Origin of the sequence: Pseudoalteromonas phenolica (genome assembly GCF_001444405.1) — a bacterium.
GTDB lineage: Bacteria > Pseudomonadota > Gammaproteobacteria > Enterobacterales > Alteromonadaceae > Pseudoalteromonas > Pseudoalteromonas phenolica.
Map to the genome: position 1 here is coordinate 740,106 of NZ_CP013188.1, position 13,392 is coordinate 753,497.

The window sequence follows — 13,392 nt, forward strand, 5'->3', positions numbered from 1 at the left end:
GCGGCTTATTTGCTTGTTTAATCTATGTTTTATTTGTATTCCTGCACTTCTCAAGTTAATTTGTCAGACGAAATATAATAATTAAGGTTTTGTTTTGTCGGTTACAAAGGCTACTTTGGTTAATTCGTTCACATTGGATGGTAAGGGCGGGAATCCTGCCGGTGTTGTACTAAACGCAGATGACTTGTCTAAGTCAGAAAAACTCAAAATAGCACAAGCGGTTGGTTACTCAGAAACTGCGTTTGTCTCAAAAGATGATGAGGTTGATTTTGAAGTGTCGTTTTTTACTGTCACTGATGAAGTTGACTTTTGCGGTCATGCGACGCTTGCTACTTTTTCGACTTTATTTAGCAAGAATCTAATTTCTGCAGGCAAGTATAAACAACGCACGAAAGCCGGCATTTTATCAGTTAATGTTGAAGAAGATGGTCGTGTAGTGATGGAGCAAGCTTGCCCGAGTTACTTGCAGACTTTCGAATATGACGATATTGCTGAATTAATTGGTTTACCGTTTGATATATTATCTTCAACTCAGTTACCCATTGAAGTCATTTCCACAGGCTTAAATGATGTGATTGTGCCCGTGCCTTTAGGGTATTTAGACAAATTAGAAGTAGATAACGAGAAGCTTAGCGAGTTTTGTGACAAGTACGATTTAATTGGCATGCATGCTTTTGAGCTAAATGATTCTGACAGTGAATTCACTGCCAGTTGCAGAAATTTCGCGCCGCTTTTTGGTATTCCAGAAGAGTCAGCGACAGGCAGTTCAAGTGGCGCTTTGGCTTGTTATCTTGTTAAGCATGTTTTTGCAGGCGAAGAGACATTTGATTTTGTTTTTGAACAAGGTCGCGCTATGGGTTGTGCGTCCAGGTTGAGTGCGAGTGTAAAATTAGAAAACGGCCAAGTAAGCAAAATCGAGGTAGGTGGTGAAGCTAAAGAAATAGGCGCTCTAAAGGTAAGCTGAAAAATACAGTGGCATTGCAATAACGCCACAATGTCGATCTAAAAGCTTTTATAGTAACGATTGAAAATGGGGGAGCATGCTTTGTGATATGCGCTCTCTGACTTTGCTAGTGTGATCACCTTCAAACACGACAACCTTTACTTTGGATTTTTGAGCTTCGCTTAACGCTTTTAACTTGAGGCTACCATCAGTAATCCATTTATATTCATCTTGTTTGCCTACCTCGACTTTAACCGAGTGTAATTTTGATAACACCTTACTGTCACTATATTGGTTGATTAACTCTCCAAAACCAAAACGCCACTTATCTATTTGTGATTTAGCTTGGCTAAAGTGTGCACCAAACGGTTCACCATTGTGACTCGCAAATGCACCACCATATGCCATTACAAATGCAGCATTGCTGTTATCTTCGCCATTTTGCCAAAGTGCCATGCCCTGAAAGCTTTTAAATTCTTCTTTCATTAAGGTTTTTGGTGAAGTTGTTTTAGCGAGCGCTCTTCGAAAGTGCTCATAACGATCAATTGCTTTAGGATTTCCTAGATATGAAGTACTTAGGCCATTTTCATCAATTAAGCCTGGGCTTAGAGCATAAACATGACCAAATTGAGCCGGGTTGACTGCGGCAAATCGTAATGCTCCTGTCCCACCCATAGAAAAGCCAGCTACTGCTGTGTGTTTGCTATCTGTTTTAGTACGGTACTTGTTGTTCACCCATTGCACAGCCTCTTTAGTAACAAAGTCCGCGAATCTGCCATGCGCTTTGGAGTTGACGTAAAAACTACCTCTAAGTGGCGTGTCACCATCAATCATAACGACTATGAATTTGAGAGGCTCTTTGGTTTGTTCATAATCAGCGAATATTTTCTCAAAGGAATTTGCAAAGTTAGCTCCCCAATTATAAGCACCTAAAAAATATAAAACTGGGTATGCTTTATTATTTTTTTCGTAATCTTTTGGTAAATAGACGCTAATGGTACGAGTTGCATTGGTGCCAATAAAGTTGTCTGCAATGGCTGGTGAATATATTTGATGTTGCTGTAAATCCGCTTCTGCAGATAGCGAAACGCTCAAGAGTAATGTTAGACATATCGCTTTTAAGAGTATTTTCATAAAGATTCCTTTTATACGGCTTAAGAATTTCTTTATTAATACCGTGATAATTGATACAAAACAAATATAAAAATTAGCGTTATTTATATGAAATGAATATAGATTGGTTGGATATCAAAAAATGTCGCTACATAGTGGTGGTCGCTGAAGAGCTAAGTTTTAGTAAGGCTGCAGAGCGTTTAAATATGGCGCAACCGCCCCTGAGCCAGCAAGTAAAAAATATTGAATCTCGCCTAGGGCTTCAAATTTTTGAGCGTTCAACACGGTCTGTGAACTTGACTATGGAAGGCAAGAAGATAGTTGCAATTGCTAAAGGACTATTAGAAAGTCATCAAGCCATCGCTGAAACGCTTAAAAATATTGAAAATAGGCCTCTTGCATTGGGTGCAATACCACTTGCATTCGATGCTTTTTTAAGTGAGAGAATGGCGTGCCTTCACAAAGAAAACTCAGATATTGTAATTAATCTACAAGAAGGCAATACGAAAGAATTGCTTACAGCCTGTGATAAAGATTTATTAGATGCTGCAGTCGTCAGGCTTCACGAACATGATTTACCTAGACATCAAGTTTATAAATTAAAGCAAGAAGACTACGTGGCTGTATACCCAAAGAGCTGGAATGTGGATCTAGCTAAACAGACAGTGTGCTTATCAGAATTTAATGATAAGCCTTATATAAGCTACCCACGTCAGATCCAACCCGAGTTATTCGATAAAATTACAAGTGAATTTGAAAAAGTAAAATCTGTGCCTTGTAGTATACAGCAAGTAAAATCAAAGGCTGTGACTATGTCTTTGGTAGCTAATAATTTAGGGTTCGCGATTGTACCATTTAGCATCGTGAAGCGTTTTAAGGATGATGTGGATTTTGCTTTTATTGAGCAATCGTTACCGAGTGTAGATTATTACTTATATTGTAAAAAGTTTGATTCAAATGAAAAAATGAAGCGGCTCTTGGCACTTTTAAAGAGTACAGAGATATAAGTTGACCTGACTTAGTTGGAAGTTAGGTCAACTGAAGGGAAAGTTATTTGTAAATGAACAGCTAGATCTTAGGCTTTTGTTTTTCAATCATCTGAGTACTTACCTAGTAAATATTAGAGAAGCCTTGTTTTTCATTAAATCGGTTAAAAATAGATATTTACCATCCGGGCTAACTGTTGTGACAGTTTCACTTATTTTGGAGTTTATGCTCTTGCCTAAGTTAAAAGGTTTTGACCAACTACCGTCTTTTTGTTTGAAATAAACATATAAGTCTCTTTCTTTTCTTGATTTGTTTTCTTTATTGCTATTATCAACGAGCAAATTACTTTGAACAGGTGAAATAAATCTACGAATAACAAGAGGAATATCTGCTGGGAATATTTCTTGGTATTGCCCGTTTTCGAGCGGTGAATAAAAGGTTTGTGATTTAAAGATAACGGTAAAATAAAGGTCGCCACTGCTTGCCAGTGTAGGGTTTAATACTTCTTCATTATTTATCGGGGATATAAGTTTTCTAGCTGTGCTCCAGCCGTTACTTTCTCGATTGACTACCTAAATCTTGGTATCAGTGAAGTCTTTGTTATATGCACGCACGATACTATGATCCATTTATAGGTTGTTTCTATTCGAATGATCCTGTTGATGTCTTGGGGCACATGTTTCGTGGTGAAAATGTTAATGGATTCAATCGTTATAATTATGTTTACAATAACCCATATAAATATGCTGTTCCAGTTGAAAGAGCTCCAGAATAGTTTGATGAGTGGGTCAATTTAAGTTTAGGAGCAGGAGAAGTCTTGGGATCTGGGGTTCAAGCTGTTGGGAGCAGTATTGTGGCTGGGTTAGGTTTTTTTGATGTAATTGCAGGATCTAAATTGGCTGTATTAGGACTGATTTCTGTTGGCTCATACGCTGTTCTTGACTCAAAATATACTTTTTAAAAAGTGGTAAATTCAATGACTTATGTATGGAGTAACCAAGCTGGAAAAGTTGAACATAATACTCCTGAGGGTCCACTGCATTCTACGGCACAAGATTTGAATTGCTCTGCTATGTGCACTTCTATTGCAGAGACTACAGATAAGGTACTTGGAGTTGTTTCAGGGAATGTAACAGGTGGAGTTTCAAAGCAAGTAGGTGGAGCTTTAGTCAAAGCTAATACAATTTCTGAAGTTATAGGCACAGTGAGTGATATAAAAGAAAAGATTGAAGTACCGGAGTAATTATGGAACTAGTTATTACAGGTTTAATGATTATATTAATTAGTGGTTTTATTATAGGAGTTACGTATGGTTTTTGCCCAAAAGTGATAAGAAAATCAGTTGTAGTTCCTATGTTTAAAGGGAATAAAGGAGTTCGTTACTTTATGATTGCAGTTTTTACTATGGGCTTGCTCAGAGTTTTGACAGGTATTTTTATTTTAGTTGATTTGAGCAAATAAAAATTAGTGGGTCACCTATTAGTCAGCCGTCATAAAGTGCGCGAGTGAGTTTCTGGCTAATGGTTTTTAGCATAAAACAGCAGTTACTTAATCTTAACTCGCGCTCACTTTTTCGTTGGTCTGTTCTAGGGTAATCGTCAATACCAATAAACCATTTGGTTTTTGATAAGTTGCCTTACGCTCTAGCGTTTGTTCCACAAAACACTCGGTACTATGTAACCAATAGGTAAGGTTCTGTATTAGCAAGAGATAAAGAGGTCAGGTCTTGCATTTTCATATGAATAAATTTGCCTAGAGTGAGATACACTTTTGACATAAGCCAACCTAAAACGTTGGCTTTTTTATGTGCTGATTTTCTTCGGAATGACCTGCCAATTTATTTTGGAACTTATGCTGACTTTGTTTGGACTCGTTGCTGAATATGATTGGATTTTCAGAAGGCCTGTCATTGCACATTCCTTCACTGATTCTAAGTGGAATATTCTGCTGACTTAAACCGGCTCTGATGCAGTGATTTTTGGCCAACTAAAAGAAAGTTTTTGGATTTCTCAATATAAATTTAATAAAAGAAATAGAAAGACAATTTAAGAGGGAAATTGTCTTTCATCGACTTAGTCCTTGAGCTTTAATCTTCTTTTTGAAGTTTGGCTAGGACGAAGTTTTGTAAGGCCTAAATACCAAGCTTTAAAGTTAATTAGCAGCAAGCTACTTTGTCAGTGTTTTTTTCAGCAGCTTGTTTCTTTGTTTTACACTTAGACTTTACTTCAACTACATCAGCCTGACTCACTTGTTCTTTAATGGCAGAATTAATGCTCTCTTTACGCTCACTGTATCGATCAACCAACCAATCAAGATTGTCACGAGTCAGCAATGTGAATTTCATTAGCTCTTCCATCACATCGACAATACGAGCATGGTAAGGGGACTCTTTCATCGTACCGTCTTCGTTAAATTCTTGCCAAGCTTTTGCCACGGAAGACTGATTCGGTATGGTTAACATACGCATCCAACGCCCGAGTACCCGCATATTATTTACAGCATTAAAGCTTTGTGAACCGCCTGATACTTGCATGACGGCCAGTGTTTTACCTTGTGTGGGTCTTACTGCACCTTCTGAGAGTGGGATCCAGTCAATTTGGTTTTTAAGCACAGCCGACATGTTGCCGTGAATTTCCGGAGAAGACCAAACTTGTGCTTCTGACCATTTTACTAAAGCACGTAACTCTTGTACTTTTTCGTCTTCTACCGATACGCCATTATCAAAAAGAGGCAGCCCTTTTGGGTTGAACAACTTCACGTCAGCGCCTAAATGCTCAAGTATTCTTGCCGCTTCTTCTGCCGCATAACGACTCATTGATTGTGCTCGGAGTGAGCCGTAAAGCACTAATACACGTGGTTTATGATTGCTGATTGAGAGTTGCTTAGGGGTTACATCAAAAGCTTGGTTGTCTAAAAAACGCATTACATCTCCAATAGTGGTGTTTTGTATTCACTTATAAAGACGAAGCGCGGTTCAAAAAGACGAAACTATTTTAAAAGTTTTTATTTAATTCTCTTTTCAGTTTGTTGTGGCTTTCTGTGATAGTCAATTAGATTGCCTTGTTTATCTAACTCAAAGTCACAACAGCGATCAAAAAGTACCTTTAAATCAGCCCGACTTTTTTGCATTCTAGACTTAAAAGTGGAGTAACTTACTCCAAGCTGTTCAGCTTGTTGTTTTTGCGAGCAGCCTTCTAAGTCAATCTTTCTTATTAAACCAGCTTCATCTTCAGGCATGGCCTGCAGAAATGGCTCTATGCATCTAATTAAATCAGCACGAATGTTTGCATCCTGTTTTTCAATTACATCGAACAACTCGGTATGCTGGTAGTTATTGTGTTTGCGATAAAAGTCAATAATGGCGTGATTGGCAATTTGGAAAAGCCAAGGCTTTATACTGGCCTGATCTTTTAGCTGGTGGATCTGCAAATGTGTTTTTAACAAGATGTCTTGTAATAACTCTTCTGCGTCGGCTGGGTTAGACACTTTCGAAAGTAAAAAAGCGTGTAGGCTGTTCTTGTATTCAGCCCAAATTTGTTCGATAGACATAATTTCAAATAGTGGTTTATAGCTTTTTTATCTTAAACCACTATCTGAATGACTAAAAGCTTACTGAAGCGGCGTACCGTCGAAAGTAACTGCTGCGACACTGGATTCAGCTTTTAAAAGTGTACGGATATTACCGTGGTCATCATTTTCAGGATGTTGAACAACGTCGATACGATAATAATCACCAAAGCAATGCAATGTGTGCTCTTTACTTAAATTATTGAGTTGTGCAAAAGCTAAGATTTTACAAGAGCCTTGGTTTTGCTCAGCACTGCTTTGCAAGCCGTTATTGTTAAAAGCTGTCGCAGTATAAGTGTAATTATCAGCAATTATTTGCTGACACAGTTCAAAAGTAATGGTTTCTGGTTGCGCGTTAAGCTGAGCTAAGAAGTCGTTTAATGTCATAAGTTTGATCCTTTTTTAGCTGAGTTTAACGCGCAGAGCGTAGCAGCTCAATTGAATAAAATTAAGCTGCTTAAATTGCCTAAGTAAACTTAATCTAAAGCTTGCTCAATTCACCCTTGAAATAGGTGAGAGCATCTTCATTGTTGAGCTTAGTCGCGAGCTTAATGCCTTGTTGTAATGTGAGTCGGCTCTTTTCAGTTTCGCCTAATAGTTCATAAACCTTTGCAAGTCGGCTTAAATAAAAGGTGTTTTCTGGGTGCGCATTAACTAAATATTGCATAGTCGATACAGCTTTTTCACCTTGTTTGTACGTCACATAGTAAAAACTTAAATCGATTAAGCTTGAGTTTGGGCTAATTGATTGTTGGTATTTTTGAGAGAGCTTTTTAAAGTAAGCAATGACACTTTGTCGGCCCTGATTTGCAAATTGCGCAATGTCTGGGGTTTTATCTGCAAATAGGTGTTCCATAGCATCGGTCAGACTAAGACTTGCAACCGATAAAAAATTATATTGGCTGTAATTAACAAATCGAGCGTGAAACGCTTGCTGACTAAGATTGGCTTTGATGTTTTCAAACAGTGGCGCGTTATTAACAAAGGAGCCAAGAGAAAGATAAAAGAACCTATCTTGATATTGTTCTGAATACTTTAGCTTTGAAAGCCTGTCAATAAGTCCTGACTTGTCTAACTCTAGAGCAGGAGAGCTGGCAATAAAACCATTAAATAAAGACGGCGATTGTTCAAATGCATACAGCACAAAATTACCATTACTTGAATAGCCTTCCAGAACCTTGAAGTTGTATGTTAAGTAGGTTTTATCGATAAATGGGATGAGTTCATTTTTAAGCACATTTAAAGTCAATGGGCTGGCAACGCCGGAAGCCGATACAAATTTAGGGTGTAGAGTTGACTCAACATCAAGTTGGGGTAATTGCACGATGATCATGACAGGCATTGGGCCTATTTCAACATGGCTTAGCCAATCGGTTTGATAGGTAAGCATATCAATTCGACTGCCACCTGATGTGGTATAAAGGACAGGGTATTTTTGATTTTTGTTATATCCCCAAGGCAATATGACATCGAATGAAATCGTTTGTTTGGCAGCCTTAGACTGAAACTGATGCTTTATTGTTTTAACGCCTTTACCTTGTTGTTCTTGTGCGTGTGCGAGCGAGTTTAATAGGCAGGCGAGTAATAGTATGAATAACGTGAAGTGTTTAATTATGTTCATGGTGACTCCTTGAATAGTTGCCACCATGATGAAAGTAAATATAGCTAATTAATTGATTTTCTATTGATAAAAAGCTGATATTTTGCTGATGATATACCCATGCCTTGATGTCGTTTGGGTATATTTTTTTAAAGTGTTGGGATGATAGAAATTACTAATAAACCCGCCATAGCCCAATTAAACTTTTGCATATGACTTGGCTGTTTAAGCATTGCCTGCATTTTTTGACCTAAGACTATCCAACTTGCTACACATGGGAAGCCGACAATAGCGAATATGACAGAAATAATACTCACTGAAAGTAAGGTTTGTTCTGGCGCATATACACTCACAGCAGTCAGTGCCATCGTCCAAGCTTTTGGATTTACCCACTGAAAGAGCGTTGCCTGAACGAAAGTTAACGGTTTTGATTTTTCTTCAATTTGGTTTTCTGTACTTGGCTTAGCTGTTGCAATTTTATATGTAAGGTACAGCAAATAGCCAATTGAAACGAACTTTAAAATTTCATAAGTAACTGGAAAAGCGTTGAAAAGTTGCATAACGCCTAATCCAACTAACTCAATCATAATAGCAAAGCCAACTACAACACCCATCAAGTGTGGCACAGTCATTTTAAAACCAAAGTTTGCGCCAGAACTCATTAGCATTAAATTGTTTGGCCCTGGAGTAATAGATGAAACAAATGCGAATGCTATAAATGCGAGTATGATTTCTTGTGTCATAGGTTTATTCCTTTATTTGTGTTAAAACAAGTTTAGCGAGTTTAATGCTCAATTATCACGCGTATTTCACTTTTATATTCTTGGACTTTGCAATTAATGATGAAAATAGATGGTTATAATCAATTAATATTGCGCATTCTAGAAAAGGATGGACGAATAGCTAACACAGAGCTAGCAGAGCAAATCGGTCTGTCACCTTCTGCCTGTTTGAGAAGAGTACAAGAGTTAGAGAGGTCAGGTTTGATTACAGGCTATAAGGCTGTCATTGATTCCGAAAAGTTGGGGGTAGGCTTTATCGCTTATGTAGCTGTTGGGTTGACTGAGCACTCAACACCTTCTCAGTTAGCATTTGAGCAAGCTCTACAAGATGTTGATGAAATAAAAGAATGCCATAATGTGACCGGCCCGTATGAGTATCTCTTACGTATAGAAACAAAAGACCTACATACCTTCAAAGCGCTTCATGCTGACGTGCTGGGCTCGATTTCACAGGTGAGAACCATCACTACTCATGTTGTGATGGATTCTCCAAAAGATACACGTCAATAGAGTTTAATTAACTCAAAAAGAAAGCAAAGTTGGCGTTAAAGATTGTTGTCTTGCAGCTTTTCACCAATTTTATAAACCCGAAATAAAGTCGGTGAAACCGCATTAATTTCAAAGAATGAGACGTTAATGTTAACGCTCAACCGAGGTTTTCGATATTTTATAAATCCACTTTTTAACCTCTGCGCCCATCAACTCTTTTCTTAATTAAAATGGGTGTATAAAACCACAAGAAGATGGCAAAGCCGACAATCCATAGGTAAGCGCTGATATTCCAAGCCAGATGAGGAGAATAGACAATCGGCATAAATGATCGAACAAGTGCACTTAAAGCAATGAAAGCAAATGCCCAAGCGACCATGCTGGCGGGTTTTAATGCTCTACCAGTATGACCAAGTGAGACTCTTGCCATCATTGCCAAGATCAATAAGCCAATACCGCCAATGGTAATTAAATGCAGTGCATCTGCTGGATTAATATTGCTCGTCAAGTAGCTAAAAGCGAGCAATAAAATGCCAAGTGCACTCAAAAAGTAGCCTAAATGCAGCGACCAAAGTAGCGGTACTTTAAAGATACCTTTATCAAACCACAAAATGGCGCGTGTTAAATGCAAAGTGGCTGCAGGAAGTAAAACCAAACCGGCATTGGTATTAAGTGAAAAGAGTTTAATGCTTGCAAACCCAGCCATTGCCAATAGGCTAAATAAAAGCAGCAATTTATCGAGTTTAGGTGTTTTCACTTGCTCGTCAAGGTTTAAGCCGCGCGCCGTAAAGAATGGGATGACACGTCCACCAATAAGACCAATTAACAACATAAAGCCAAGTACGGCCAATTGTGTGAACAAGCGGGCGAACGAATACTCGCCTAACCAAGTGCTCATTAAAAATGCGCTATTAAATAGGGTAAGTAAGCCTAGTACAACAATCATGATGTAGTTATGTTTTGAAGCCGATGACACCAGCATATGACTCAAATAAGCAATGGCAAAAAGCCAGAAGAAAATTTGCCCAAGTAGCAATAGTAATTGGTTGTCTGCATAAAAAAAGAAAATAATCCGACATGAAACCCAAATAGCGCTGAGGGTAATTAAGCCTTTCCCCGAAAGCCCTGGCACCCCAGTCCAAGTTTGTGCTGCGGTCAGTAAAAAGCCGATGGCTACCGCTGAAGCAAAGCCGAAGATCATTTCGTGTGCGTGCCAAAGTGTCGCTGGGATTTGTGCTTGCCAAGAGAGTGTACCATTTAAAATACATTGCCATAGCAAAATAGCTAACACAGACCAAAGCCCAGCTAATAAAAAGAATGGGCGAAAGCCAAGCATGAATAATGGCCATTGATGAGGTTTTGAAAGTTTAAACTCAGTGGGCACCGGTTCGGTTAGATTGATAGGTCTCATTACTACTCCACAACTTGTTAAATTATCTTTTTAGGGCTCGTGAAATTAATCGCATTTACTGTGCCAAATATTATTTTCATTAAAATCATGAGCTTAGTAATACATGTTAAATAATAATTTGAATGAGAGAGTCATTTTGACTTAAAGTTTGTGTGTCTTTTGGTATTTAATGAGTCAAAAATACATGGAGCAGCGTTCTCTATCTTCATTGCTAATGCTCAATAGAGCGTTAGCTAGGGCATTACCTAACTCTACACAATTCGACGTAGAGCATTGTTTTGAAGCCGTTATTCAGGCTGTTAAAGAGTGTTTTATTAGTGATGCAATTGCATTGTTACTTTATCAAAACAATAAACTGGTACCTGTTGCCATTTCAGGATTGATGCCAGATGTTCTGGGCAGACACTTTGTGATAGATAAACACCCACGCTTACAGGCAATTAGTCAGTCACATAAAGCGGTGAGATTCAGTGCCAATAGCGAGTTACCCGATCCTTATGACGGGCTTCTGATTGCGCAAGAAGGTGATATTCCTGTACATGCATGTATGGGGTTTCCTATTAAGCATCAAGATAAATTGCTTGGTGTGATCACGGTAGACAGTTTAAATGCGGGCACTTTTGAAGACTATGCGCCGTCATTTTTACAAATGGTTAATGAGGCTTTGACTCGACATGTCAGTGCCATACTACTGAGTCAAGACTTGCGCACTAAAGCTCAGCAGGGGAGTCACTTAATTACCGAACTGAGTAAAGGTCAATATGAAATGGTCGGGCAGAGTCAGGCCATGAAGCAATTACAAAGAGATATTCAACTTGTTGCGGGTTCAGACTTTACTACGCTGATCACCGGTGAAACTGGCACAGGTAAAGAGCTTGTTGCACACTCATTGCATAATCAATCTCTGCGTGCGAGTAAAGTATTCGTTCAAGTAAACTGCGCTTCGTTACCTGAAACACTGGCCGAAAGTGAGTTGTTTGGTTACCGAAAAGGCGCCTTTACGGGTGCAAACTCTCATCGTGATGGAAAATTCTTGCTTGCTGATGGTGGCACTATTTTTTTAGACGAGATTGGTGAGCTACCGCTTAATACCCAAAGCAAGCTTCTTAGAGTTTTACAAAGCGGTGAAATTCAACCTGTAGGTGCTGATAAAACCCAATCAGTGGATGTCCGAGTGATTGCAGCGACAAATAGAAATCTATTAGAAGAGGTTGAGGCAGGGCGCTTTCGCGCAGATCTGTACCATAGATTGAGTGTATTCCCGATTAAAGTGCCTTCTTTAAACGAACGTTTAGATGATATTCCGTTACTGACAGGTTTTTTTGCTGAAAAAGTCAGTAAGCAACTTGGCATTGCACAATTAAAGCTGTCATCGAGTTTGTATCAACTACTGCAATCTTATACTTGGCCAGGCAATATTCGAGAGCTGGAACATGTGATAAGCCGTGCAGCATTGAAAGCAAAACAAAAGCAGTGGCCAAACAGTATTATTCGTGTAGATGAAAGTGATTGTGAGTTATTTAAAGGCGATCAAATAAATACCACTATGGGCCATAGTGAACCTCGCATCGAGCTTTCACACAGGACAGGCTTTGTTCAAAACAACTCTGATTTAAGTCAAATTGATTCATTAAAGTCTGCAACTGAGCAATTTCAAAAAAAAATAATAGAACAGACCCTAGTAGAGCATGATCTTAATTGGGCTGCATCGGCAAGAGCTTTAAAGCTGGACAGAGCAAACTTGGTGCGTTTGGCAAAACGTTTAGGAATATCTGTAAAAAAATCTATTTAATTAAATAAAACAACCAGTTGAGTGAATATAGATGTTGCTTTAAAACTAATTATATTTGATTAGTTAAAAAGTATGATGTTAAGAGTGTTCTTGCTAATCTAAATCACTCTCAATTATGTTATAAGTTGTTTATTTTAAAAGGATATATTAATTGTTTGTTTATCTTTAAAAGGTCTTGAACTGAACAAATATTAGTCTATTGTAGTAGGGCGTCTCATTACTTTTTAGGGGGTCCTATGCAAGGGAACAAACAAGTTTTGGCGTCTTTAAATGCAATATTAACGCTAGAGCTGACATCAATTAATCAATACTTTCTTCATGCCCGAATGTATAAAAACTGGGGGCTTGAGGAACTGAATGAAAAAGCCTACAAGAAATCCATCAAAGACATGAAACAAGCTGACGATCTTATTGAACGCATTTTGTTTTTGGAAGGCTTACCAAATCTACAACACCTCGAAAAGCTCCGCATTGGCGAGCACACAGAGGAAATGCTTGCTTGTGATATGGCGTTTGAACTTGAACAAATACCAGCACTAAAAGCCGCGATTGAATTGTGCGAGAAAGAACAAGACTACATTTCTCGTGACTTGCTAGAAGAGATCCTTGAATACGAAGAAGAGTATGTTGATTGGATTGAAGCACAGCAGTTCCTAATTCAACACACTGGTATTCAAAATTACCTGCAATCACAGGTAGAGGAGTAAA

15 protein-coding genes are annotated in these 13,392 nt (G+C 38.4%); 8 read left to right on the forward strand and 7 right to left on the reverse strand.

Annotation, left to right across the window (positions count from 1 at the left end; all coding sequences use genetic code 11):
* Positions 1–94: 94 nt before the first annotated feature.
* Positions 95–964 (forward strand): PhzF family phenazine biosynthesis protein, encoded by an 870-nt coding sequence (locus PP2015_RS20425; RefSeq protein ID WP_058032331.1) that lies wholly within the window; start codon positions 95–97, stop codon positions 962–964.
* Positions 965–1,012: 48 nt separating this feature from the next.
* Here the strand turns inward: PP2015_RS20425 and PP2015_RS20430 are convergent, their stop codons facing one another.
* The gene (locus PP2015_RS20430) at positions 1,013–2,077 is read right to left on the reverse strand and encodes an alpha/beta hydrolase (RefSeq protein WP_058032332.1); all 1,065 of its coding nucleotides are present in this window, start codon (positions 2,075–2,077) and stop codon (positions 1,013–1,015) included.
* A 92-nt stretch (positions 2,078–2,169) separates the two neighbouring features.
* Between PP2015_RS20430 and PP2015_RS20435 the strand changes: the two genes are divergently transcribed.
* The 4 genes from PP2015_RS20435 (at position 2,170) to PP2015_RS20445 (ending at position 4,504) form a co-directional block, all read left to right on the forward strand.
* Positions 2,170–3,063, forward strand: coding sequence for a LysR family transcriptional regulator (locus tag PP2015_RS20435; RefSeq protein WP_058032333.1), 894 nt, complete (start codon positions 2,170–2,172; stop codon positions 3,061–3,063).
* A 584-nt stretch (positions 3,064–3,647) separates the two neighbouring features.
* Complete coding sequence (locus PP2015_RS21825; protein WP_083496706.1) at positions 3,648–3,818, forward strand: RHS repeat-associated core domain-containing protein; 171 nt, start codon at positions 3,648–3,650, stop codon at positions 3,816–3,818.
* Positions 3,819–4,019: 201 nt separating this feature from the next.
* Positions 4,020–4,286, forward strand: a complete 267-nt coding sequence (locus PP2015_RS20440) for a hypothetical protein (RefSeq protein WP_058032334.1) — start codon at positions 4,020–4,022, stop codon at positions 4,284–4,286.
* 2 nt (positions 4,287–4,288) lie between these two features.
* The gene (locus tag PP2015_RS20445; protein ID WP_058032335.1) at positions 4,289–4,504 is read left to right on the forward strand and encodes a hypothetical protein; all 216 of its coding nucleotides are present in this window, start codon (positions 4,289–4,291) and stop codon (positions 4,502–4,504) included.
* Between the two features lie 694 nt (positions 4,505–5,198).
* On the opposite strand, the gene arsH is transcribed toward PP2015_RS20445, so the two are convergent.
* The 5 genes from arsH to PP2015_RS20470 form a co-directional block, all read right to left on the reverse strand.
* A complete protein-coding gene (gene arsH / locus PP2015_RS20450) occupies positions 5,199–5,966 on the reverse strand; it encodes an arsenical resistance protein ArsH (RefSeq protein WP_083496707.1) in 768 nt (255 codons plus the stop codon).
* An 80-nt stretch (positions 5,967–6,046) separates the two neighbouring features.
* Positions 6,047–6,592 (reverse strand): RNA polymerase sigma factor SigZ, encoded by a 546-nt coding sequence (gene sigZ / locus PP2015_RS20455; protein WP_058032336.1) that lies wholly within the window; start codon positions 6,590–6,592, stop codon positions 6,047–6,049.
* Between the two features lie 60 nt (positions 6,593–6,652).
* Complete coding sequence (locus PP2015_RS20460; RefSeq protein WP_058032337.1) at positions 6,653–6,997, reverse strand: HopJ type III effector protein; 345 nt, start codon at positions 6,995–6,997, stop codon at positions 6,653–6,655.
* A gap of 94 nt (positions 6,998–7,091) precedes the next feature.
* Positions 7,092–8,231 carry an alpha/beta hydrolase-fold protein gene (locus PP2015_RS20465; protein ID WP_058032338.1) on the reverse strand — a complete coding sequence of 380 codons (1,140 nt, stop codon included), beginning with the start codon at positions 8,229–8,231 and terminating at the stop codon, positions 7,092–7,094.
* Between the two features lie 128 nt (positions 8,232–8,359).
* Positions 8,360–8,953 (reverse strand): LysE family translocator, encoded by a 594-nt coding sequence (locus tag PP2015_RS20470; RefSeq protein WP_058032339.1) that lies wholly within the window; start codon positions 8,951–8,953, stop codon positions 8,360–8,362.
* A 96-nt stretch (positions 8,954–9,049) separates the two neighbouring features.
* Between PP2015_RS20470 and PP2015_RS20475 the strand changes: the two genes are divergently transcribed.
* Positions 9,050–9,502 (forward strand): Lrp/AsnC family transcriptional regulator, encoded by a 453-nt coding sequence (locus PP2015_RS20475; protein WP_058032340.1) that lies wholly within the window; start codon positions 9,050–9,052, stop codon positions 9,500–9,502.
* A 172-nt stretch (positions 9,503–9,674) separates the two neighbouring features.
* On the opposite strand, the gene PP2015_RS20480 is transcribed toward PP2015_RS20475, so the two are convergent.
* Positions 9,675–10,892 carry an NnrS family protein gene (locus PP2015_RS20480; RefSeq protein ID WP_058032341.1) on the reverse strand — a complete coding sequence of 406 codons (1,218 nt, stop codon included), beginning with the start codon at positions 10,890–10,892 and terminating at the stop codon, positions 9,675–9,677.
* Between the two features lie 214 nt (positions 10,893–11,106).
* Here PP2015_RS20480 and norR point away from each other — a divergent pair, with 214 nt between their 5' ends.
* Together norR and bfr are read left to right on the forward strand one after the other, a co-directional pair.
* Complete coding sequence (norR, locus tag PP2015_RS20485) at positions 11,107–12,684, forward strand: nitric oxide reductase transcriptional regulator NorR (RefSeq protein ID WP_058032583.1); 1,578 nt, start codon at positions 11,107–11,109, stop codon at positions 12,682–12,684.
* Between the two features lie 236 nt (positions 12,685–12,920).
* Positions 12,921–13,391, forward strand: a complete 471-nt coding sequence (gene bfr / locus PP2015_RS20490; protein ID WP_058032342.1) for a bacterioferritin — start codon at positions 12,921–12,923, stop codon at positions 13,389–13,391.
* The last annotated feature ends 1 nt before the right edge of the window (position 13,392 follow it).

Coding starts and splice junctions, on each gene's coding strand:
- PP2015_RS20460 (WP_058032337.1), bottom strand. CDS start 6,997: ATGACATTAAACGACTTCTTAGCTCAGCTTAACGCGCAACCAGAAACC.
- norR (WP_058032583.1), top strand. CDS start 11,107: ATGCTCAATAGAGCGTTAGCTAGGGCATTACCTAACTCTACACAATTC.
- PP2015_RS20470 (WP_058032339.1), bottom strand. CDS start 8,953: ATGACACAAGAAATCATACTCGCATTTATAGCATTCGCATTTGTTTCA.
- PP2015_RS20480 (WP_058032341.1), bottom strand. CDS start 10,892: ATGAGACCTATCAATCTAACCGAACCGGTGCCCACTGAGTTTAAACTT.
- PP2015_RS20440 (WP_058032334.1), top strand. CDS start 4,020: ATGACTTATGTATGGAGTAACCAAGCTGGAAAAGTTGAACATAATACT.
- PP2015_RS20465 (WP_058032338.1), bottom strand. CDS start 8,231: ATGAACATAATTAAACACTTCACGTTATTCATACTATTACTCGCCTGC.
- bfr (WP_058032342.1), top strand. CDS start 12,921: ATGCAAGGGAACAAACAAGTTTTGGCGTCTTTAAATGCAATATTAACG.
- sigZ (WP_058032336.1), bottom strand. CDS start 6,592: ATGTCTATCGAACAAATTTGGGCTGAATACAAGAACAGCCTACACGCT.
- PP2015_RS21825 (WP_083496706.1), top strand. CDS start 3,648: ATGCACGCACGATACTATGATCCATTTATAGGTTGTTTCTATTCGAAT.
- PP2015_RS20475 (WP_058032340.1), top strand. CDS start 9,050: ATGATGAAAATAGATGGTTATAATCAATTAATATTGCGCATTCTAGAA.
- arsH (WP_083496707.1), bottom strand. CDS start 5,966: ATGCGTTTTTTAGACAACCAAGCTTTTGATGTAACCCCTAAGCAACTC.
- PP2015_RS20430 (WP_058032332.1), bottom strand. CDS start 2,077: ATGAAAATACTCTTAAAAGCGATATGTCTAACATTACTCTTGAGCGTT.
- PP2015_RS20435 (WP_058032333.1), top strand. CDS start 2,170: ATGAATATAGATTGGTTGGATATCAAAAAATGTCGCTACATAGTGGTG.
- PP2015_RS20445 (WP_058032335.1), top strand. CDS start 4,289: ATGGAACTAGTTATTACAGGTTTAATGATTATATTAATTAGTGGTTTT.